Here is a 20415-nt window from a genome sequence, read left to right as displayed (position 1 = left end):
CTACGCGGCGGGCGCCGGCGCCTGCTCCCGTGCGCGGCGCAGCACCTCGAGCTCGGCGCCCACGACCCCGAGGACGAGCAGGTCGACGAGCAGCCCCCAGCTCGCGTCCCACTCGGAGAGCCGGAACAGGAAGAACTGGGTGACGAGCAGGCTCACCAGGACCGCCCGGCGGAACCACAGGTACCCCCCGACGGCGTCCCGGCGCACCCGCACGAGACCCACGACCGCGCACGCGGCACCGACGAGGCCGCTCACGACAGCGCCCGCGGCGACCCACCACAGGCCTCCGAGCCCGTCCCACACGAGGATCCCGCGCGTGACGCTCACGGCCGACGTCAGCACGAGGAGCACGACGGCGACCCACGGCACGAACCGCGCGCGGACGAGCACGTGCAGCACCCGCACGGTGCCGCGGGCCACGGCGTCGACCAGGTCGGGGATCTCGTCGTGGTCGTCGACGACGGCGCGCAGCAGGGCGCGGGTCTGCGCCGCGCCGGCCACGTCGCCGGCCTCCTCGAGCCGGGCGGTCGCGCGGGCGCGGGCGGGGCCGGAGAAGCCGCCGACGACACCGGCGACGGCCTCGTCGACCGCGCCCGCGAGGGCCTCCCGCGGGTCGCGCGGGCGCCGCCCGTGCAGCGCCTCGGCGACGAGCCCGAGCGCGACCACGGTGGCGTAGATGATCGCGGCGGTCGGCTCGTAGAAGTAGTCGTTGTCGCTCGTGACGAACTTGCCGACCTCGTCGACGAACAGGCCGAACCCGATGCCGCCGACGAGCGCCCCGACGGGACGCAGCACCGGGCCGAGGAACGACAGCAGCAGCACGAAGGCGAGCGCCATGAGCAGACCGCCCCACAGCACGTGCGCGACGTGCAGCCCGCCGCCGCCGAGCTGCGGGTACCCGGCGGCCGCGAGCAGCGCGCGCGTGACCAGCACCGTCAGCGCCGTGACGACGAGGAACGTGGCGAGGTGGCGCGTGGCGAGCGGGTCGCGGGGCAGGCCGAGCCGCAGCAGGAGGTGCACCGCCGGCCTCGCTGCGTCGTCCCGGGCCGTGCCGTCCGTCCGCACCGTCCTCATGGCCCTCATCCTGCCGCCTCGTGGCGGGGCACCCGTGCCGTGCGGCGGCGCCCGGCACGGGGTGCGCGCTCACCCGCTCCGAGGGAGGTGACGCGCGCCGGCCGCGCCTAGCGTCGGCACGGCACGACCGGTCCACCCACGAGCTGGAGGAGCCCACCATGACCGAGCACGAGACCGACGTCGAGCTGGCTGCCGTATCCGACGGCGCCTACGCCCTCGTGGTGGCGGACTTCGCCGACACCGGCAGCGCCTGGGAGGCGTACGAGTCGCTCAAGAGCGCCGAGGGGCGCACGTTCCGGCTGGACGGCGTCATCGTCGTCAAGCGGGAGGAGGCGGGAGACCTCGAGATCCTCAAGGCCACGGACCACAGCACGCGGCGCGGCCTGCGGTGGGGCGTCGTCGGCGGCGTCGCGCTCGGCCTGATCTTCCCGCCGTCCGTGCTCGGCGGGGCCGCAGCCCTCGGCGCGATCGGCGCGGCGACGGGCAAGGGCGTCGAGCTGCACCGGCGCAAGGTGCTGGCCGACGAGCTCGGCGACGCCGTCCAGCCCGGCCACTCGGGCATCGTCGCGCTCGTGTCCGACCCTGCGGCGGTCGAGCTGCGCAAGGCGCTCGACAAGGCGGCCGCGATCGCCGAGAAGGCCATCGCGAAGGCCGACGCGGAGGAGATCAAGGCGGCCGCCGACGAGGCGTCGACCGACGAGGCCTAGCCGCCGCGGTCACGGACCGTGGGTGCCGGCCCGTGGGGCGGACTCGCGCGGCGGGGACGTCCCCGGGCCGACGTCGGGCGCGCCGTACTGCAGCGGTGAGACGGCGAAGGCTGCGCACGAGGCGACCGCGGCGAGCGTCGCCGTCGCGCATACGCGTGCCACGACGCGCAGCGCCCGGGGTCCGTGGCGACGGGCGGCGAGGACGACCGCGGCGCCCGCCAGGCCCCCCGCGGTGTTGGCGACGACGTCGGTGACGTCGCTGCTGCCCACGGCCAGCGCGTACTGGACCGCCTCGAGGGCGAGGCTCGTCCCTGCCGCGACGCCGGCCACCCACGGCAGGCGGCGCCACGGCTGCAGCAGGCCCAGGTACACGCCGAGCGGCACGAGGAGCGCGACGTTCGCCGCGACCTCCGAGGCCGTCGACGCACCTGCGCGGGCGGTCGCGACGAACGGCACGAGCTTGAGCGTGCGCCGCTCGGGGTGCCCGAGCCACGGCATCTCGACCTTCCAGACCACGACCCAGACGAGCAGCGCGAGGTAGACGACGAGCAGGGCCGTCAGGGCGGTGCGCCCGGGCCGCCCGGCAGGCGTGCGCGTCGCCGCGTCGTCACCCGCCGGGATCGTCGAGGTCGCGCTCATCGCCGCATCCGCGGGTCGGCGGTCGGGTCCGGGTACAGGGCGGGGCAGCCGTCCGTGACGGCCTGCGGCCGCAGCTCGTGGTGCCAGGGCTCGTTCGCGTAGACCGGGCAGAGCCCGTACGCGGCGCCGTGCGTGGCGAGCCAGGCGATCGCGGCGTCGTCGCCGACGTCGACGGCGAGCCCCTGCACGTGCGGGGAGGTCTCGGCCGTGGCAACCCACCGGGCGGCCTCGGCCGCGGAGCCGTACCGCTCGACGGCCTCCCGCAGGAGCAGGTCCTGGTAGTCGGCGGACCGCCAGCCGCTCGTGACGAGGACCGTGACCCCGTCGAGCCGGGCGTCCGTGGCGGCGCTGCGCAGCACGGCCCGCAGGTCCGCGTCGAGCCGTGCGACGGCGGGCAGGTCGTCGTCGAAGGGGGTCGCCCCGTCCGGCACCCCGCCGTCGGCGGCGGCCACGCGACCGGTGTCGCTCCCGGGGCCCTCGAGCGGCGGTGCGCCGTGCCGCGCGACGGGGTGACCGGTCGCGGTCCGGCCCTCCGGCACGAGCGTGACGTGCCGTCCGCTCGGCACGGGCGGGACGGGCCGGTCGCCGAGGAGGCCGACGACCGTGCCGAGCACGACGGTCGCGACGACGGCCAGGACGGGGACGCGCGTCCGTGACGACGGTGCGGGTGTCGGTGCGGGTGTCGGTGTGGGTTGCATGGGCCCAGCGAACGCGAGCGGGTGTTGCGGGAACGTCTGCAGATCTCGATATCCCCGCGATACATGTGCGCTCCTAGCATCGAGCCGTGCGTGTGCTGATCGTCGAGGACGAGCCCTACCTGGCCGACGCGGTGCGGGACGGGCTGCGGCTCGCGGCGATCGCCGCGGACGTCGCACCCGACGGGGAGGCGGCGCTCGAGCTGCTGGGCGTGCACTCCTACGACGTCGCGGTGCTCGACCGCGACGTGCCGGGCGTGTCGGGCGACGAGGTGGCGCGTCGCATCGTGGCGGGCGGCACCGGCCTGCCGATCCTCCTGCTCACCGCCGCGGACCGGCTCGACGACAAGGCGTCCGGCTTCGAGCTGGGGGCGGACGACTACCTGACGAAGCCCTTCGAGATGCGTGAGCTCGTGCTGCGGCTGCGCGCGCTCGACCGTCGCCGCGCCCACCACCGCCCGCCGGTGCGGGAGGTCGCGGGCCTGCGCGTCGACCCGTTCCGGCGGGAGGTGCACCGCGACGGCCGGTACGTGCCGCTCACGCGCAAGCAGTTCGCGGTGCTCGAGGTGCTCGTCGCCGCGGAGGGTGGAGTCGTCAGCGCGGAGGAGCTGCTGGAGCGCGCGTGGGACGAGAACGCGGACCCGTTCACCAACGCGGTACGCATCACGGTCTCGTCGCTCCGGCGCCGTCTCGGTGAGCCGGGGGTCATCGTCACGGTGCCCGGGGTCGGGTACCGGGTCGACACGGGCCCGGCCCCGGGACCCGACGGCGCGGGCCATGGATAGGCGGCCCGGCCTGAGCGTGCGGCTCCAGCTCACGCTGAGCTACGCCGGGTTCCTCGTCCTGACGGGCGCGTTCATGCTCGCGCTCGTCTGGCTGTTCATCCGGGTCCCCGGGTTGCGGGCGATCGGCCGGTTCGCGCCCTCGCACCCGCTGCTGATGCAGGAGTTCCTGCCCGCGTCGGCGGTCGTCCTGACGTTCCTGCTGCTCGTCGGGCTCGTCGGCGGCTGGCTGCTCGCGGGCCGGATGCTCGCGCCGCTGGCCCGGATCACCGCGGCGACCACGGCGGTCGCGGCGGGGTCGTGGGGTCATCGGATCGCCCTGCCGGGTCGCCGCGACGAGCTGCGGGACCTCGCGGACGCGTTCGACGCGATGGTGGGTCGGATCGAGGAGCACGTCGCGGAGCAGCAGCGGTTCGCGGCGAACGCGTCGCACGAGCTGCGCACCCCGCTGGCGGTCACGCAGGCCCTCCTCGACGTGGCGCGCAGCGACCCGGACGCCGACACCCGCGAGGTGCTGGACCGCCTGCACGCCGTCAACGCCCGCGCGATCGACCTGACCGAGGCGCTGCTCGTGCTGAGCCGTGCGGACGCGCGCGCGTTCACGCGGGAGCCGGTGGACCTGTCGCTGCTCGCGGAGGACGCCGTGGAGACGCTGCTGCCGCTCGCCGAGGCCCGCGGCGTGACGCTGGGCGCCGCCGGTGACGCCGCACCGACGTCCGGCTCCCCCGCGCTGCTGCGCCAGCTGACGGCGAACCTGGTGCACAACGCGATCGTGCACAACCTGCCCCACGGGGGCAGCGTGCTCGTCACGACCGGCACGCGCCCCGGCTCGGCGTTCCTCACGGTCGAGAGCACGGGTGCCCCGCTGTCCCCCGCCGTGGTGGCGACGCTGGCCGAGCCGTTCCAGCGCGGTGGGGCACGGGTCCGCGGGGACCACCACGCGGGCGTCGGGCTGGGGCTCGCGATCGTGCAGAGCATCGCCCGTGCGCACGACGGCACGCTTGCGCTCGCCCCTCGCGCCGGCGGCGGCCTCCGGGTCGAGGTGACGCTGGAGACCCCCGGGTCCGGGTCGGGATGACGCCGCGGCCCGCCGGGTCCGGGTCGGGGTGGCGCTGCGGCCCCGGACGCCCCGCGGGGCGCACCCCGACGCACCGCCTCGTCGACGCCCTGGTCGAGCGTGCGCCGGCTGTGCGTCGAGCCGTCCAGCGCGATGACGACGGGGCCGTCGGCGCGCATGCCGAGCACCTCCCCCGCCGCGTCAGGCCGGCACGTGCACCGGGTGGTGCTCGATCGCCGCGATGTCGCCGGACGTGGCCTCGAGCAGCTGGTCGGCGAGCGACCGCAGCGCCCGCGCGACGGCGAGCTCGCCGCCGATCTCGGGGACGTCGGTGTCGCTCGGCCGTCGGCGCGCGCGCCCGGTGCCGAGCAGCGTCGTCCCGGCCGCGGTCGTGAGGATGGCGTGGGCCGTCGTCGTGCGGTGCACGTCGTCCGCGTCGAACACGTGGACGGTGGCGTGCCAGGTGCTGATCATGTCGCTCCCCCCTCTCGTGCCGGGGCGACGGGACACGTCCCGACACCTCGACGCTCCGCCCGTACGAGGCGCGGCGACAGGGACGAACGTCCCCGACGGGGAGGTCAGGACCCCGTCGGGTCGACGCCGGGCACGTCCGGGCCGGCGTCCACGACGACGTCCGGCGCGTCCGGGTCGGCGGCCTGCGGCGGCGGGGACTTCAGCGCGACCGACAGGTGCCCGCCCAGGTAGCCCGACGCGGTCACGACCACGCCCGCGACGAGGCTGGTCGCGATGCCGCGCACGCGCGCGCCACGTCGGCGCTGCAGCCACGACACCCCGTACAGCGCCGCCGCCGCGACGTTGAGCAGCGCGTGCGCGGACCCGACACGCTGCACGCGCCGGTCCCCCAGCGCCCAGTCGGCCAGGCCCGTCACCGCGGTCGGCGCCGACGCGAGGACGCCGAGCCCGAGCAGCCGGTCGGCGGCGCGGGTGGCGCGCGGCCCACCGAGGAGGTCGAGCGTGGTGCTCGACATCCACAGGCCGAGGGGCAGGTCCGTCATGAGGGGGTGCAGCGCGTGGCCGATCGGCGCACCGTGCAGCAGCGCACGCCGTGACGGGTCCTCGAGGAGCCGGTCGGCCAGGGGCCGCAACCTCGCCACGACGGGGTCGAGACGGTCGGTCGCCTCGAGCGCGTGGGTCCAGCGCAACGGGGCAGGACGGTCGGTGTGGGACACGGGGACGCTCCCGGGATCGACGACGACGACGGCGGCGGCTGCTGCACCGCATCGAGCATCGCAAGAACCTGCCGGTGCCGCACGGCCGGGCACGACCGAGGCGCCCGTTGACGTGGCTCACGTGCGGGGACGACGATCAGGGCGTCGAGGTCGCGTGCACGTCCGCCGACGAGGGCGGGAGGCCTCCACGCGGAGGTCACGATGCCGTCGCCCGTCGCCCTGAACGACTTCGACGCGGTCCTGTTCGACCTGGACGGCGTCCTGACCACGACCCGCACCGTCCACGCCGCCGCGTGGAAGCGCACGTTCGACGCGTTCCTCGCCGACTGGGACGCGACGCACGGTACGACCACCCCCCTGTTCGACGACCGCGTCGACTACGCCGCGCACGTCGACGGCCGCACCCGTGAGGAGGGCGTGCACGCGTTCCTCGCCTCACGCGGCATCACCCTGCCGCCGGGCTCGCCCGGATCGCCGCCGCAGGAGGACTCCGACTGGGGGCTGGGCAACCGCAAGCAGCTGCTCGTCGAGGAGGAGCTCGAGCGCAGCGGCGTCGAGGCCTTCCCCGGCTCGGTCGCGTGGCTGCGCGAGGTCCGCGAGGCTGGCTTGCGCACCGCGGTCGTGTCCAGCAGCCGCAACTGCGCGGCCGTGCTGGAGCGTGCGGGCATCGCGAACCTCTTCGACGCGCGGGTCGACGGCGAGACGATCCTCGAGCTCGGGCTGCCCGGCAAGCCCGCGCCCGACGCGTTCCTCGAGGGCGCGCGCCGCGTCGGCGTCGACCCGCGGCGGGCGGTCGTCGTCGAGGACGCCCTCGCGGGCGTCGAGGCGGGCCGCGCGGGCGGCTTCGGGCTCGTCGTCGGGGTCGACCGGGACCGGCACGCGCAGGCGCTCGCGGAGCACGGCGCGGACGTGGTGGTCGCGGACCTCGCGGACCTGCTGGCCGACCCCGACGAGGTCGTGCACCGTGCGGGGCCCCGCGGGCACCGCCTGCGCGACGCCGCGCGCCGCATCATGGCCGCGTCGACCGACGTGCCGCCGGATCCGTGGCGGATGGTCGAGCACGGGGTGCACCCCGCCACGGTCGAGCAGACGGAGACGCTGTTCGCGCTCGCGAACGGGTACCTCGGCATCCGCGGTGCGTTCGACGAGGGCGCACCGGCGGGGCGCCCCGCGACGCTGCTCAACGGCTTCCACGAGACGTGGCCGATCAGCTACCCCGAGCACGCCCACGGCTTCGCGACGACGGGGCAGACGATCCTGCCGGTGCCCGACGGGACCGCGATCCGGCTGCACGTCGGCGAGGAGCCCGTGACGTGCGAGAACACCGAGGTGCTGGAGTTCGAGCGGGTGCTCGACATGCGGCGCGGCGTGCTGGGCCGCACGGTCGTGCTGCAGCTCGTCGACGGGCGCCGGTTCCGGCTGCGCAGCGAACGGATGGTGTCCCTCGCGCAGCGGCACCTCGCGGTGATCCGGTACGAGATCACGGCGCTGGACGCGCCCGCGCGGGTCGTCCTGTCGTCCGAGCTCGTGGCGCCCGTCGACGACGACACGTCGGACACGCCCGGGATCGACCCCCGGCAGAGCCGCCGACTGGTGGGTGCGATGCGCGCGGGCCCGGACCGCACGGACGGCTCGCGCGTCGTGCGCGCGTACTCGACGACCCGCTCGGGCCTGACCGTGGGTGTCGCGATGGACCACGACGTCGACCCCGGGATGACGCACGTCGGCACGCGCGTCGACGCGCAGCGGGCACGCGTCGTCTACGACGTCGAGACGCGCGTCGGCGAGCCTGTCGGTCTGACGAAGTGGCTCGCGTACCACCACGGCCGCGACGAGACGGCCGACCTGATGAACCGGGCGGGCATGACGATCCACCGTGCCCGCGACGCGGGCCTGGCCGCGGTCCGTGCCGCGCACGAGCGCGAGGTCGAGCGGTTCTGGGAGCGCAGCGAGGTGGCGCTCGAGGGTGCGTCGGCGGCGCAGCAGGCGGTGCACTTCAACCAGTTCGCGCTGCTGCAGGCCACGCTGCGCAGCGAGGGCCACGGGGTGCCGTCGAAGGGCCTGACGGGCACGGGGTACGAGGGCCACTACTTCTGGGACACCGAGGCGTACCTGCTGCCGTTCCTCGTCCACACCTCGCCGCGCGTCGCGCGCAGCCTGCTCATGCACCGGGTGCGGATGCTCCCGGCGGCGCGGCGCCGGGCGGCGGAGGTCGGGTGCAAGGGCGCGCTGTTCCCGTGGCGCACGATCAACGGCGAGGAGGCGTCGGCGTACTACGCGGCGGGCACCGCGCAGTTCCACATCGACGCGGACGTCGCGTACGCGCTGGTGCAGTACGTGACGGTCACGGGCGACGAGGACCTCATGGTGCGGCACGGTGCCGAGCTGCTCGTCGAGACGGCGCGCATGTGGGCGGCGCTCGGGTTCTTCTCCGACCGGCACGAGGGGAAGTTCATCATCCTCAAGGTCACGGGCCCGGACGAGTACTCGACGGTCGTGGACAACAACCTGTACACGAACCTCATGGCCGCGGAGAACCTGCGCGCCGCGGCGGACACGCTCGCGTGGATGGCTGAGCAGCACCCCCGCGAGCACGGCGAGCTCGTGGCGCGGCTCGGGGTGTCCGACGACGAGCCGGCGACGTGGCGCCGTGCCGCCGAGCTCATGTACGTGCCGTTTGACGAGAAGGCGGGCGTGCACCTGCAGGACGACGGGTTCATGGACCTGGCGCCGTGGGACTTCGCAGGCACGCCCGCCGAGTCCTACCCGCTGCTGCTGCACTTCCACCCGCTGGTGATCTACCGCCACCAGGTCATCAAGCAGGCCGACGTGGTGCTCGCGACCGTGATGCTGCCCGACCGGTTCACGCCGGCCGAGCGTCGCCGCATCTTCTCGCACTACGACCCGCTCACGACGGGCGACTCGTCGCTGTCGGAGTGCGTGCAGGCGATCGCCGCGGCGGACGTGGGCAAGTTCCGCACCGCCGAGGAGTACCTCGTCGACGCCGCCGCGATCGACCTGGCGGACCGCGCGGGCAACCTGCGTGACGGCGTGCACGCCGCGTCGGCCGCGGGCCTGTGGATGGCGCTCGTGCAGGGCTTCGCCGGGTACCGGTGGCGGGGTACCGAGTTCTCGCCGATGCTCCCCACGCGCGTGCGTCGCCTGTGCTTCCCCCTCACGCTGCGCGGCTCGGTGCTGGAGGTCGACGTGCGCGAGCACGAGGTGACGTACCGGCTGCGCAGCGGCGAGCCGGTCACGGCACGGCACCGGGGTGAGCGGTTCACGGTGTCCGTCGACGCGCCCGTGAGCTTCCCGGGCGAGTACCGCACGCGCGACTGACCTGCCCCGGAGCGGTCCGCAGCCTCACAACAGGACCAAAGGTCCTCCCACGATTGCGTCCGTCGTTCGTAGTCTCCCCGTCAAGACCGGGCAATGCAGCCGGTGCCGACGCGCGCGACGGGAGCCACCATGACAGTCGACCTGACCACGCCCAGCGCCTTGCGGACGCTCGGGCTCCCGGCCGCGGTCCGCGAGGTCCTCGAGTCCGCGGACGTGATCGTGCCCGCGACCCGCGACGAGCTGTACGCCCTCGCGCTCGGCCCCGACGGCGGACCCGTGTTCGACGTCGTGTACGACGTGCACGGCGAGCCCGTGAAGGAGGCCGACGTCGTGCGCTGCGCGAACGGCCTCGCCGTGAACTACCCCGAGGACTACATGCGCCGGCGCGACCCGGACTGCATGCGCATCGCCGACGACCTGCCCACCGACAAGCCGCGCTACCGCGACGTCTTCGGGGCCGAGTTCGCCCCCGTCAAGGCCGAGACCCTCGACTGGCTCGCCGGGCAGCGCATCGTCGTCGTGCCGTTCCGCGCGGGCGGCCCCACGCACGGCTACCCGTCGCTCGCGATCGTCCCCGCCAACGCCGCGTTCTTCGCGCTCACGCTCGTGGACCTGCAGGGCTGGACGACGTTCGACGAGCTCGGCCCGTTCACGCCCCGCTCGATCGTCTACGTCGCACCGCCGTTCCGGCACACCCACTTCGACGGCCGCCAGGTCGTCGTGCACGACCGGTCCGCCTCGCTGCACGAGGTCTTCGCGTACAACCTGTACCCCGGGCCGTCGGCGAAGAAGGGCATCTTCTCGGTGCTGCTCGACATCGGCGAGCAGGAGGGCTGGCTCACCGCGCACGCGTCGTCGGTGCGCGTCACCACCCCGTACGAGAACGAGACCGTCGTCATGCACGAGGGCGCCAGCGGCGGCGGCAAGTCCGAGATGTGCCAGGAGTTCCGGCGCCTCGACGACGGCCGCATCCTGCTCGGCACCAACGTCGTCACAGGCACCACGGACACGATCACCCTCGCGGAGTCGTCCGCGCTCGCCCCCGTGACCGACGACATGACGCTGTGCCACCCCGCGATCCAGGGCACCGACGGCCGCCTCGTGGTCACCGACGCCGAGGCCGGCTGGTTCGTCCGTGTCGACAACCTCACCGAGTACGGGCAGGACGCCACGCTGGAGCGCGCCGTCATCCACCCCGACCAGCCGCTCGTGTTCTACAACATGCGCGGGCTGCCCGACGCGACCCTGCTCCCGTGGGAGCACACGCTCGACTCCAACGGCAAGCGGTGCCCGAACCCGCGCGTCGTCGTCGCGCGCTCGCAGTTCCGGCACGTCGTCGACGTGCCCGAGCCCGTCGACGTCCGCACGTTCGGCGTGCGCATGCCCGCCTGCACGCGGCAGACGCCCACGTACGGCGTCATGGGGCTCATGCACCTCGTCCCCCCGTCGCTCGCGTGGGTGTGGCGGCTCGTCGCCCCGCGCGGCGACAAGAACCCGTCGATCGGGGAGTCCGTCGCCGACACCGAGAAGCTCGCCCACGGCGGCCTCGTCGCCGAGGGCGTCGGGTCGTACTGGCCGTTCTCCACCGGCACGAAGATCGCCGCCGCGAACCTGCTCCTGCGCCAGATCGTCGCCGCCCCGCGGACCCGCTACGTGCTGACGCCCAACCAGCACATCGGGTCCTACCACGTGGGCTTCGCCGCGGAGTGGCTCACCCGCGAGTACCTCGCCCGCCGCGGCACGTCCCGCATCCGCCCCGAGGCGCTCGTCCCCGCGCGGTGCGCCCTGTTCGGCTGGACGCCGCGCGAGATGCGCATCGACGGCCAGACGATCCGCCCGTCCTACCTGCAGCCCGAGCTGCAGTCGCAGGTCGGCGAGGACGCCTACGACCATGGCGCCGCGATCCTCACCGCGTTCTTCCGCTCCGAGCTGCAGCAGTTCCTCGGCGACGACCTCGACCCGCTCGGCCGGCGCATCATCGAGACCGTCCTCGCGGGCGGCACCGTCCAGGACTTCGAGTCGCTCACCCCGACGAACGCCTGACCCCGCACCGCCCGACGCACGCGGGGGCGGGCCGGCACACCCGCCGGCCCGCCCCCGCGTCGTCGTTCAGCGCTTGCGCTTCTCGCGCACCCGCACCGAGATCGAGATCGGCGACCCCTCGAACCCGAACGTCTCGCGCAGACGACGCTCGATGTACCGGCGGTACCCCGGGTCCAGGAAGCCCGTCGTGAACACCACGAACCGCGGCGGACGCGTCGAGGCCTGCGTCGCGAACAGGATCCGCGGCTGCTTGCCGCCGCGCAGCGGGTGCGGGTGCGCCGCGACCAGCTCCCCCAGGAACGCGTTCAGGCGACCCGTCGAGATGCGCGTGTCCCACGACTCCAGCGACCGCTGCAGCGCCGGCACCAGCCGGTCCGTGTGCCAGCCCGTGCGCGCCGAGATGTTCACGCGCGGGGCCCACTGCACCTGCACGAGGTCCTTCTCGATCTCCCGCTCCAGGTACGGGCGGCGGTCCTCGTCCATGAGGTCCCACTTGTTGTACGCGACCACCAGCGCCCGCCCCGCGTCCACGACCTGCGAGATGACGCGCGTGTCCTGCTCCGTCAGCGGCGCCGAGGCGTCGACCAGCACGACCGCGACCTCCGCCTTCTCGATCGCCGCCTGCGTGCGCAGCGACGCGTAGAAGTCCGGACCGGACGTCTGGTGCACGCGCCGCCGGATGCCCGCCGTGTCGACGAACACCCACGGCTCACCCTTGAGCAGCACGAGCTCGTCCACGGGGTCACGCGTCGTGCCCGCGACCGCGTCGACGACGACCCGCTCCGCGCCCAGCACCTTGTTCAGCAGCGACGACTTGCCGACGTTGGGGCGCCCCACGAGCGCCACCCGCCGCGGACCGTCCGGCACCGGCTTCGCGTGCGCCGACACCTCCGGCAACGCGTCGACCGCGGCCTCCAGCAGGTCACCCGTGCCACGCCCGTGCAGCGCGGAGACCGGGTGCGGCTCCCCGAGCCCGAGCGCCCACAGCGCCGCCGCGTCCGCCTCGACCGCGGGCCCGTCGACCTTGTTCGCGCACAGCACGACCGGCTTGCCCGACCGGCGCAGCAGCCGCACGACCTGCTCGTCCGTGTCCGTCGCCCCGACCGTCGCGTCGACGACGAACAGCACCGCGTCCGCCAGCGCGATCGCGACCTCCGCCTGCTCGGCGACGCGCGCGTCGATCCCCGCGACGTCGACCTCCCAGCCGCCCGTGTCCACGAGCGTGAACCGCCGGCCTGCCCACTCCGCCGGGTAGCTCACCCGGTCGCGCGTCACCCCCGGCATGTCCTCCACGACCGCCTCACGGCGGCCCAGGATCCGGTTCACCAGCGTCGACTTGCCCACGTTCGGCCGGCCGACGACCGCGAGCACCGGCAGCGCGCCCGCCTCGCCGTCGCCGTCCTCGCCGTCGTCCAGGCCGTCGAGCAGCGCGAGGTCGTCGTCCTCCAGCGCGTACTCCGCGAGCCCGGCGCGCAGCGCCCGCTCACGTTCGGCGTCGCCGGCCTCGTCGGGCAGCACCAGGGCGGGGTCGGTCTCCGTCATGCCACCCATTGTCCCCCGTCGCCGGGCCCGGCGGTGACGTCAGGCGCGTTCGCGGTTCGGGTCGTCCGTCGGCAGCACGAGACCGGTGCGTGCCACGGCGCGTGCGACGACGTCGGACAGCGCGGCCCGGACGGCCTCGTTGGCGTCGACGAGCGCGGCACGCCCGGACGTCCCGGGGGCACGCTCGACGACGACCGGCGGGCCGAACTCGGCGACGAGCGGGCGCCGCAGCCCCGGCACGTGCCCGACGGACTCCCCCGTGCGCCGCGTCCCGAGCAGCGCGACCGGGACCACGGGCGCGTGCCCGTTGAGCGCGAGCCACGCGATCCCCGCGCGGGCGCTCGCCGCGTCGCCGCGTCCCCGGTTGCCCTCCGGGAAGATCCCGACGACCCCGCCGCGGCGCAGGACGCCGAGCGCGACCGTCAGGGCGGTGCGGCCGCCGTCGCGGTCCACCGGGATCTGCCCGGCCGCGCGCAGCACCAGTCCGACCGGGCCGGTGAACATCTCCTCCTTGACGAGGATGTGCGTCGGCCGCGGCGCGACCCCCGCGAGCAGGGGCCCGTCGACGAGGCCGGTGTGGTTCGCCGCCAGCAGCACGGGCCCCGTCCGCGGGACGTGGTGCGCGCCCGTCACCTGGGTCGCCCACACGCCGTGCGCGAGGAGCCGGCCGAGCCAGCGTGACCATGCGGGGCCCGCCGGCGAGGGGACGCGGGGGCCGTCCGCCCGGGTCACGGGGTCACGCCCGGGTGGCGGCCGAGACGACCGCGAGCACCGCCTCGACCGTCTCGTCGAACCCCAGGTGCGAGGAGTCGATCGTGACGACGCCGTCGGCGGCGGTGTGGAACTGCACGACCGTCGAGTCGTCCGCGTCGCGGCGCAGCACCTGGTCACGGGTCGCCTCGACGGCGGACGCGTCGGCGGTGCCGTGCACGTCGAGCGCCCGGCGCGACAGGCGCGCCTCCTCGCTGGCCGTGAGCAGCACCCGCACGTCCGCGTCGGGCGCGACGACCGTCGTGATGTCGCGACCCTCCGCGACGATCCCCCGGCCCTGCGAGAAGCCGCCCGGCTCCCGCTCCGCCTTGATCGCGGCACGCTGCAGGCGCCCCAGCTCGGCCCGCGCGTCGAGGTTCGTCGCGACCGCGCTCACGGCCGCCGAGATCGCCGTCTCGCGGATCGCGGCCGTCACGTCCGTGCCGCCCACCACGACGGTCGGGTCGTCCGGGTCGACACCCATGACGAGCGGCAGGGCCCGCACCGCGTCCGCGACGGCGGCCGTGTCCGTCAGCGGCAGCCCCTGGTCCAGGCACCACCACGTCGCCGCCCGGTACATCGCTCCCGTGTCCAGGTAGGCCAGCCCCAGGTCGCGCGCGACCGCGCGCGACACGCTCGACTTGCCGGACCCGGACGGCCCGTCGACCGCCACCACGAGAGGCGTCGGGATCTCGCTCAACTCACCAGTCTCCATCCGCGGAGCGTCAGCTCCGCCTCGAGGTGCGCGACCGCACCGGGCAGCACCGCGATCGCCGCCATGCCGACCGGGCGGCCCGCGGCGTGCTCCAGGTGCAGGTCCTCCAGGTTCACGCCCGCGTCGCCCACGTCCGTGAGCAGGCGCGCGAGCTCACCGGGCGCGTCCGGGACGAGCACCGTGACGACCACGTACTCACGCCGGGCGCCACCGTGCTTGCCGGGGACGCGCGCGACACCGGCGTTCCCGTCCGCGATGGTCTGCGCGATCGTCGACAGCGCCCCCACCTCGACGTCCTCCGGCCCGGTCGCCGCGGCGGCGCCGTCGAGCGCCCGGATCACCGCGTCGAGATCGCCCCGCAGCCCGACCAGCACGTCGCGCACCGCGGCCGCGTTCGCGGCGAGGATCGACGTCCACAGCGCCGGGTCGGACGCCGCGAGCCGGGTCACGTCGCGCAGCCCCTGCCCCGCGAGCCCGAGCGCGGCGTCGTCCACGTCCCGCAGGCGCGACGCGACGAGGCTCGCGGCGACCTGGGGCACGTGCGACACCGCGGCCACCGCCGCGTCGTGCGCGTCCGCGTCCATCGGCACCGGGACGGCGCCCAGGTCCACCGCGAGCGAGCGCACCGCGAGCAGCGCGTCCGGGCGGGAGACCCCCGAGTCGGCGATGACCCACGGACGCCCCAGGAACAGGTCCGGCACGGCGGCCGCGGGGCCCGACCGCTCGCGCCCCGCCATGGGGTGCGAGCCGACGTACCGGGTCAGGTCCGCCCCCGACGCCCGCAGCTCCGCCAGCACGTACCCCTTGACGCTCGCCACGTCGGTCACCACCGCCCGCGGGTGGGCCGCGAGCTCCGCGCGGACCACGTCCGCCGTCACGTCCGGAGGGGCGGCGACCACGACGAGAGCAGGCTCGGGGTCGTCCGCCGACGCGGGCCGCCCCGCACCCACGTCCCGGGCGAGGGCCACCGCGGTCCGCGACGGGTCGTGCAGCAGGACGTCCACGCCGCGCGTCGCCAGGCCCAGCCCGACGGACGTGCCGAGCAGCCCCGTGCCGACGACCCGGACCGGACCCACGGTGGCGACGTTCACATGCCCACCTGCGTCATGAGCGAGCCGACCTCCGTCTTCGACAGCACGCGCGTGCGCCCGGGCTTCAGGTCGCCCAGGCGGATCGGCCCGATCTGCGTGCGGACCAGGCGCGTGACCGGGTGCCCGACCTCCTCCAGGAGGCGGCGCACCACCCGGTTGCGACCCTCGTGCAGCACGACCTCGACGAGGCTCGCCTGCGGCGTCGTCTGCACGACCTGGAACCGGTCCACGGTCACCACGCCGTCCTCGAGCTCGACCCCGCGCGCCAGCCTGCCCGCGAGCGAGCCCGCGACGCGGCCCTCGACGTGCGCGAGGTACGTCTTCGCGACGCCGTGCGACGGGTGCGACAGCCGGTTGGCCAGCTCGCCGTCGTTCGTGAGGAGCAGCAGACCCTCCGTCTCGGAGTCCAGGCGCCCGACGTGGAACAGGCGCTCCGAGCGGTCCGCGACGAACTGCGCGACCGACGGTCGCCCCTCCGGGTCGTGCATCGTCGACACGACCCCCTTCGGCTTGTTCAGCGCGAGGGTCACGACGGACGAGTCGAGCTGCACCCGCATCCCGTCGACGTGGATCACCGCCGTCAGCGGGTCGACCCGCACACCCAGCTCCCGGACCGTCGACCCGTCGACCGTCACCCGGCCGGTCGCGATGAGCTCCTCGCACGCACGGCGCGACCCGAGCCCCGCCGACGCGAGCACCTTCTGCAGCCGCACGCCGTCCGGGTCGTGCACGTCGATCGTCACCTCGGGCTCCGGCACCCGGCGCGGACGTGCCGGGCGCTGCGGCGCACGCGACGGGCGTCCGACGCCCGCACCGCCGCGGCCCGGCCGACCGGTCGACCCGCCCGTCGGACGCCCACCGCCGGCCGTCGGCCGCCCGGCACCCCCGCGAGCCGCCCGCCCACGGGACGCCTCGTCGCGCCACGCACCCTCGCGGGGCGCACCCTCGCGGGACGCTCCCTCGCGAGGTGCACGGTCACGCCCCGCACCGTCGCGCCCTGCACCGTCGCGCCCCGCGCCCTCACGTGCGGGACCGCCCCACTGCCCGGCACCACGCCCCGCACCACCGCGTCCCGACGCACCACGCGCCGGACCACCGCGCCCGGACGCGTCACGGTCCGGTCCGCCGCGACCACCGTCACGCGCGCCACCGCCGCGCGCGCCACCGTCACGCGACGCCCCGCCGCGGCCGGCGTCACGCGCGGCACCACCGCGACCTGCCTCGCGCCCGGCGCCCGGCCGGCCACCGCCACCGGGACGCCCGGCCCCGCCGGCGCCTCCACGGCCGGCACCGCGCGGGCCGCCTCCTCGCTGCTGCGGGCTCATCTGGTCTCTCCGATCGCCTGGTCGACACCGTCGAGCGCGTCGATGTCCGGCAGGTAGGGGGCGAGCGGGGGCAGCTCGTCCAGGCTGGACACCCCCATGCGTTCCAAGAAGTATCCCGTGGTCGCGTACAGGACCGCGCCGCTCGTCGGATCGGTGCCGACCTCCGCGACCAGGCCACGCGCCGTCAGCGTGCGGACGACGCCGTCGACGTTCACGCCGCGCACCGCGGACACCTGCCCGCGGGTCACCGGCTGCCGGTACGCGACGACCGCCAGCGTCTCCAGCGCCGCCTGCGTCAGCCGCGCCGTCTGCCCGTCGAGCACGAACCGGCCCACCACGTCCGCGTACGCAGGCCCGGAGTAGATCCGCCAGCCCTCCCCCGCCCGACGCAGCTCGAACCCGCGCTGCCGCCCGCCACGCTCACCGCGGTACTCGGCCGCCAGCTCCGCGAGCAGCTCCTCCACGCGGGAGACCGGCAGCGCGAGCACCGCAGCGAGCCGCACGGCCGGGACGGGCTCGTCCGCGACCATGAGGACCGCCTCGAGCGCCGCCGCCGCACCGCCGGGCAGGTCCTCCACGTCGAACGCGAGCTCGTCCGCCGCGACACCGTCCGGCGGCGACCCGCCGTCCCCCGTCACCGGGTCCTGCACAGGTGGCGTCATGGTGTGCCTCCGTCCTCGCCCGCGGCGGGCGTCGCCGCGCTCGCGGTCGTGTCGAGCTGGTCGAAGTCGTCCGACACCGCGACCTCCCCCTCGTCGGTCCCCGTCCAGCGGACGGTGAGCTCCCCGAGCGCCTCGACCTGGTCGAACGCCACGGCGCCCTCACGGAACAGCTCGAGCAGCGCGAGGAACCGTGCGACGACCACGACGGTCGCGTCGGCGTCGGCGGTCAGGGCCCGGAACGACGCGGCGCCGCTGTGCCGCAGGCGCTCCACGAGCACCGCCGCCTGCTCCCGCACCGACACGGCGGGCGCGTGCAGGTGGCTGATGTCGACCCCGGGCGGTGCGGGGCGGGGCGACAGGGCCTTGGCGGCGAGCCGCGCGAGCTCCTCGGGCCCGACCTGCCACACGAGCTCGGGCAGCAGCGCGGCGAGGTGCGGCTCGAGCGCCACGGTCCGCGGGAACCTGCGCCCCTCGGTCGCGAACCGGTCGGCGAGGTAGGCGGCGACCTGCTTGTACGCGCGGTACTGCAGGAGCCGGGCGAACAGCAGGTCCCGCGCCTCCAGCAGCTCGAGGTCCTCGGCGTCCTCGACGTCCGCCGACGGCAGGAGCCGGGCGGCCTTCAGGTCGAGCAGCGTCGCGGCGACGACGAGGAACTCGCTCGCGCGGTCGAGGTCCCAGTCGCGCTCGTGCCCGCGGATGTACGCCACGAACTCGTCCGTCACGCGACCGAGCGCGACCTCGGTGATGTCGAGCTTGTGCTTCGCGATGAGCCCGAGCAGCACGTCGAACGGGCCGGAGAAGTTGTCGAGGTGCACCTCGAAGCCGTGCGTGCCCGCGGGCGCGCCGTCGGTGCCGCCCGCGGGCGGTGTCTGCTCGGGCGGGGCCGCGCGCTCGTCAGGCCGCGTCGCCACGGGCGACGAGCTCACGCGCGAGCTGCCGGTAGGCCGCCGCACCGGCGTGCGTCGGCGCGTAGGTGGTGATCGGCTCCGCCGCGACGGTCGCGTCGGGGAACTTCACGGTGCGCCCGATGACCGTGTGCAGAAGGGTGTCGCCGAACGCCTCGTGGACCCGGGCGACGACCTCGCGGGCGTGCAGGGTGCGCGAGTCGTACATCGTGGCGAGGATGCCGTCGACCTCGAGCCGCGGGTTGAGCCGGTCACGCACCTTCTCGATGGTCTCGATGAGCAGCGCGACACCACGCAGCGCGAAGAACTCGCACTCGAGCGGGATGATCACGCCGTGCGACGCCGTGAGGGCGTTCACCGTGAGCAGGCCGAGCGACGGCTGGCAGTCGACCAGGACGACGTCGTAGTCGTCGAGCACGGGCCGCAGGACGCGCGCGAGGACGGACTCACGGGCGACCTCGCCGACGAGCTGCACCTCGGCGGCGGACAGGTCGATGTTCGCGGGGAGCAGGTCGAGGCCGGGGGTGGCCGTGGACCGCAGCACCTCCCCGATCGTCGCGTCGCGCTCCATGAGCAGGTTGTAGACGGTGCGGTCCAGCTCGTGCGGGCTCACGCCCAGGCCGACCGACGCGGCACCCTGCGGGTCGAAGTCGACGACGAGGACCTTGCGGCCGTACTCCGCGAGGGCCGCCGCCAGGTTGATCGTCGTCGTCGTCTTGCCGACGCCGCCCTTCTGGTTGCACATCGCGATGACGCGGGCGGGACCGTGCGACGGCAGCGGCTGCGGAACGGGGAACACGGGCAGCGGCCGTCCGACGGCGTCGAGCTGCGGTTCGGTCGTCTGCTGGCTCACCACGCGGGACAACCTACCCGAGGGCGCGTCGCGAGGTCCGCGCGACAGACCGGGACGGCGCGGATCCGTCGCGTCACCGCGCGTGCGGGTGCGCGGCCGTGTACGCCTCACGGAGCGCCTCGTCGCGCGCGGTCGCGTAGATCTGCGTGGTCGAGACCGACGCATGGCCCAGCAGCTCCTGCACGACGCGCACGTCCGCACCCCGCGCGAGCATGTGCGTCGCGAACGAGTGCCGCAGCGTGTGCGGGGAGATCACGTCGGCGTCGGGCAGGCTCGCGCGGTGCGCCGCGGACCGCAGCACCGCCCACGCGCTCTGCCGGCTCAGCCGCGTCCCGCGCGTGTTGAGGAACACCGCGAGCCGGTCGGACCGGTCGGCGCCCGAGGCGAGCGCCGGGCGCGCCTGCGTCAGGTACTCGGTGAGCGCCGACAGCGCCCGACGGCCCAGCGGCGACACCCGCTGCTTCGCCCCGCCGACCGCGAGCCGCACCGCGGGGCGCCGCTCGCTGCGGTCCAGGTCCGCGAGGTCGAGCCCCACGACCTCCGAGATCCGCGCGCCCGTGGAGTACAGCAGCTCGAGCAGCGCCCGGTCCCGTGCCGGCACGGGCCCCTCCCCGCGTCCCGCCGCGTCCAGGAGCCGCTCGACGTCCTCCACCGAGATCGCCCGCGGCAGGCGGCGGGGCTGGGCGGGCGGCCGCACCGCACGGGCCGCGTCGTCGACCGTGATGCCGTCGCGCGCCAGGAACCGGTGCCAGCCGCGGACCGCCGCGACCAGACGCGCGGCGGACGACTCCGACAGCGGCCGCCGCCCGTCCGAGCCCGTGCGGACCGCGTCGACGAACCCCTCGACGTCCTGCCCGGCGATCTCGTCGGGCGCGCGCCGGCCGATCGACTCGAGGTACGCCACGTAGCGGTCCAGGTCCCGCTGGTACGCCAGCAGCGTGTTCTCCGACAGGCCACGGTCCGCGAGGTGCTCGACGTACCGCGCCAACGCGTCGCGCAACCGGTTGCCGAGCACCGCGGCGTCCTCGCCGTCGTCCGTCACCGGC

The 20415-nt window shown here is 75.3% G+C and carries 19 protein-coding genes; 5 read left to right on the top strand and 14 right to left on the bottom strand.

Features of this window, described 5'->3' with window-relative positions; all coding sequences use genetic code 11:
* Nucleotides 1–1074, bottom strand: a complete 1074-nt coding sequence (locus tag CELF_RS09575) for a hypothetical protein (RefSeq protein WP_041553422.1) — start codon at nt 1072–1074, stop codon at nt 1–3.
* A 158-nt stretch (nt 1075–1232) separates the two neighbouring features.
* Between CELF_RS09575 and CELF_RS09570 the strand changes: the two genes are divergently transcribed.
* Nucleotides 1233–1781 (top strand): DUF1269 domain-containing protein, encoded by a 549-nt coding sequence (locus CELF_RS09570; RefSeq protein WP_013771049.1) that lies wholly within the window; start codon nt 1233–1235, stop codon nt 1779–1781.
* Nucleotides 1782–1790: 9 nt separating this feature from the next.
* Here the strand turns inward: CELF_RS09570 and CELF_RS19495 are convergent, their stop codons facing one another.
* Both CELF_RS19495 and CELF_RS09560 read right to left on the bottom strand, forming a co-directional pair.
* Nucleotides 1791–2420, bottom strand: coding sequence for a VanZ family protein (locus CELF_RS19495; protein ID WP_013771048.1), 630 nt, complete (start codon nt 2418–2420; stop codon nt 1791–1793).
* Complete coding sequence (locus CELF_RS09560; protein ID WP_013771047.1) at nt 2417–3118, bottom strand: M15 family metallopeptidase; 702 nt, start codon at nt 3116–3118, stop codon at nt 2417–2419. The genes CELF_RS19495 and CELF_RS09560 overlap by 4 nt, the downstream gene beginning before the upstream one ends.
* Before the next feature lie 86 nt (nt 3119–3204).
* On the opposite strand from CELF_RS09560, the gene CELF_RS09555 reads away from it, so the two are divergent.
* Complete coding sequence (locus CELF_RS09555; RefSeq protein ID WP_041553420.1) at nt 3205–3900, top strand: response regulator transcription factor; 696 nt, start codon at nt 3205–3207, stop codon at nt 3898–3900.
* Nucleotides 3893–4975, top strand: a complete 1083-nt coding sequence (locus CELF_RS09550) for a sensor histidine kinase (protein WP_013771045.1) — start codon at nt 3893–3895, stop codon at nt 4973–4975. The genes CELF_RS09555 and CELF_RS09550 overlap by 8 nt, the downstream gene beginning before the upstream one ends.
* Before the next feature lie 180 nt (nt 4976–5155).
* Here the strand turns inward: CELF_RS09550 and CELF_RS09545 are convergent, their stop codons facing one another.
* Together CELF_RS09545 and CELF_RS09540 are read right to left on the bottom strand one after the other, a co-directional pair.
* The gene (locus tag CELF_RS09545) at nt 5156–5428 is read right to left on the bottom strand and encodes a DUF1876 domain-containing protein (protein ID WP_013771044.1); all 273 of its coding nucleotides are present in this window, start codon (nt 5426–5428) and stop codon (nt 5156–5158) included.
* Between the two features lie 104 nt (nt 5429–5532).
* Nucleotides 5533–6144, bottom strand: coding sequence for a DUF2231 domain-containing protein (locus CELF_RS09540; RefSeq protein WP_013771043.1), 612 nt, complete (start codon nt 6142–6144; stop codon nt 5533–5535).
* Nucleotides 6145–6345: 201 nt separating this feature from the next.
* On the opposite strand from CELF_RS09540, the gene CELF_RS09535 reads away from it, so the two are divergent.
* Entirely contained in the window at nt 6346–9483 is a 3138-nt protein-coding gene (locus CELF_RS09535) for a beta-phosphoglucomutase family hydrolase (protein WP_013771042.1), read from the top strand.
* 129 nt (nt 9484–9612) lie between these two features.
* Nucleotides 9613–11526 carry a DUF4914 family protein gene (locus CELF_RS09530; protein ID WP_013771041.1) on the top strand — a complete coding sequence of 638 codons (1914 nt, stop codon included), beginning with the start codon at nt 9613–9615 and terminating at the stop codon, nt 11524–11526.
* 66 nt (nt 11527–11592) lie between these two features.
* Here CELF_RS09530 and der read toward each other — a convergent pair whose 3' ends face one another.
* From der to CELF_RS09480, 9 genes are all read right to left on the bottom strand, one after another.
* Nucleotides 11593–13068 carry a ribosome biogenesis GTPase Der gene (gene der, locus CELF_RS09525; RefSeq protein WP_013771040.1) on the bottom strand — a complete coding sequence of 492 codons (1476 nt, stop codon included), beginning with the start codon at nt 13066–13068 and terminating at the stop codon, nt 11593–11595.
* 39 nt (nt 13069–13107) lie between these two features.
* Nucleotides 13108–13800 (bottom strand): lysophospholipid acyltransferase family protein, encoded by a 693-nt coding sequence (locus CELF_RS09520; RefSeq protein WP_013771039.1) that lies wholly within the window; start codon nt 13798–13800, stop codon nt 13108–13110.
* A 4-nt stretch (nt 13801–13804) separates the two neighbouring features.
* Entirely contained in the window at nt 13805–14533 is a 729-nt protein-coding gene (gene cmk, locus CELF_RS09515) for a (d)CMP kinase (RefSeq protein ID WP_013771038.1), read from the bottom strand.
* A complete protein-coding gene (locus CELF_RS09510) occupies nt 14515–15624 on the bottom strand; it encodes a prephenate dehydrogenase (RefSeq protein WP_013771037.1) in 1110 nt (369 codons plus the stop codon). The genes cmk and CELF_RS09510 overlap by 19 nt, the downstream gene beginning before the upstream one ends.
* Entirely contained in the window at nt 15621–16367 is a 747-nt protein-coding gene (locus CELF_RS09505; protein ID WP_013771036.1) for a pseudouridine synthase, read from the bottom strand. Before CELF_RS09505 ends, CELF_RS09510 begins: the two co-directional genes overlap by 4 nt.
* Before the next feature lie 578 nt (nt 16368–16945).
* Complete coding sequence (gene scpB / locus CELF_RS09495) at nt 16946–17611, bottom strand: SMC-Scp complex subunit ScpB (RefSeq protein WP_013771034.1); 666 nt, start codon at nt 17609–17611, stop codon at nt 16946–16948.
* On the bottom strand, nt 17608–18522 hold the full coding sequence (locus CELF_RS09490; RefSeq protein ID WP_013771033.1) for a segregation and condensation protein A: 915 nt from the start codon (nt 18520–18522) through the stop codon (nt 17608–17610). The genes scpB and CELF_RS09490 overlap by 4 nt, the downstream gene beginning before the upstream one ends.
* Complete coding sequence (locus CELF_RS09485) at nt 18506–19372, bottom strand: ParA family protein (RefSeq protein ID WP_013771032.1); 867 nt, start codon at nt 19370–19372, stop codon at nt 18506–18508. The genes CELF_RS09490 and CELF_RS09485 overlap by 17 nt, the downstream gene beginning before the upstream one ends.
* Nucleotides 19373–19442: 70 nt before the next feature.
* Nucleotides 19443–20411 (bottom strand): tyrosine recombinase, encoded by a 969-nt coding sequence (locus CELF_RS09480; RefSeq protein WP_013771031.1) that lies wholly within the window; start codon nt 20409–20411, stop codon nt 19443–19445.
* Nucleotides 20412–20415: the final 4 nt, after the last annotated feature.

Source organism: Cellulomonas fimi ATCC 484, from assembly GCF_000212695.1.
In the GTDB taxonomy this organism is placed as follows: Bacteria; Actinomycetota; Actinomycetes; order Actinomycetales; family Cellulomonadaceae; genus Cellulomonas; species Cellulomonas fimi.
Note: the sequence above shows the minus strand (reverse complement) of the source record. Positions and strands in the feature narration are given on the sequence as shown.

What these genes read in the sequence shown, in the direction of transcription:
- CELF_RS09575 (WP_041553422.1), bottom strand. Translation starts at nt 1,074, where the DNA reads ATGAGGACGGTGCGGACGGACGGCACGGCCCGGGACGACGCAGCGAGG.
- CELF_RS09570 (WP_013771049.1), top strand. Translation starts at nt 1,233, where the DNA reads ATGACCGAGCACGAGACCGACGTCGAGCTGGCTGCCGTATCCGACGGC.
- CELF_RS19495 (WP_013771048.1), bottom strand. Translation starts at nt 2,420, where the DNA reads ATGAGCGCGACCTCGACGATCCCGGCGGGTGACGACGCGGCGACGCGC.
- CELF_RS09560 (WP_013771047.1), bottom strand. Translation starts at nt 3,118, where the DNA reads ATGCAACCCACACCGACACCCGCACCGACACCCGCACCGTCGTCACGG.
- CELF_RS09550 (WP_013771045.1), top strand. Translation starts at nt 3,893, where the DNA reads ATGGATAGGCGGCCCGGCCTGAGCGTGCGGCTCCAGCTCACGCTGAGC.
- CELF_RS09545 (WP_013771044.1), bottom strand. Translation starts at nt 5,428, where the DNA reads ATGATCAGCACCTGGCACGCCACCGTCCACGTGTTCGACGCGGACGAC.
- CELF_RS09535 (WP_013771042.1), top strand. Translation starts at nt 6,346, where the DNA reads ATGCCGTCGCCCGTCGCCCTGAACGACTTCGACGCGGTCCTGTTCGAC.
- CELF_RS09530 (WP_013771041.1), top strand. Translation starts at nt 9,613, where the DNA reads ATGACAGTCGACCTGACCACGCCCAGCGCCTTGCGGACGCTCGGGCTC.
- der (WP_013771040.1), bottom strand. Translation starts at nt 13,068, where the DNA reads ATGACGGAGACCGACCCCGCCCTGGTGCTGCCCGACGAGGCCGGCGAC.
- cmk (WP_013771038.1), bottom strand. Translation starts at nt 14,533, where the DNA reads ATGGAGACTGGTGAGTTGAGCGAGATCCCGACGCCTCTCGTGGTGGCG.
- scpB (WP_013771034.1), bottom strand. Translation starts at nt 17,611, where the DNA reads ATGACGCCACCTGTGCAGGACCCGGTGACGGGGGACGGCGGGTCGCCG.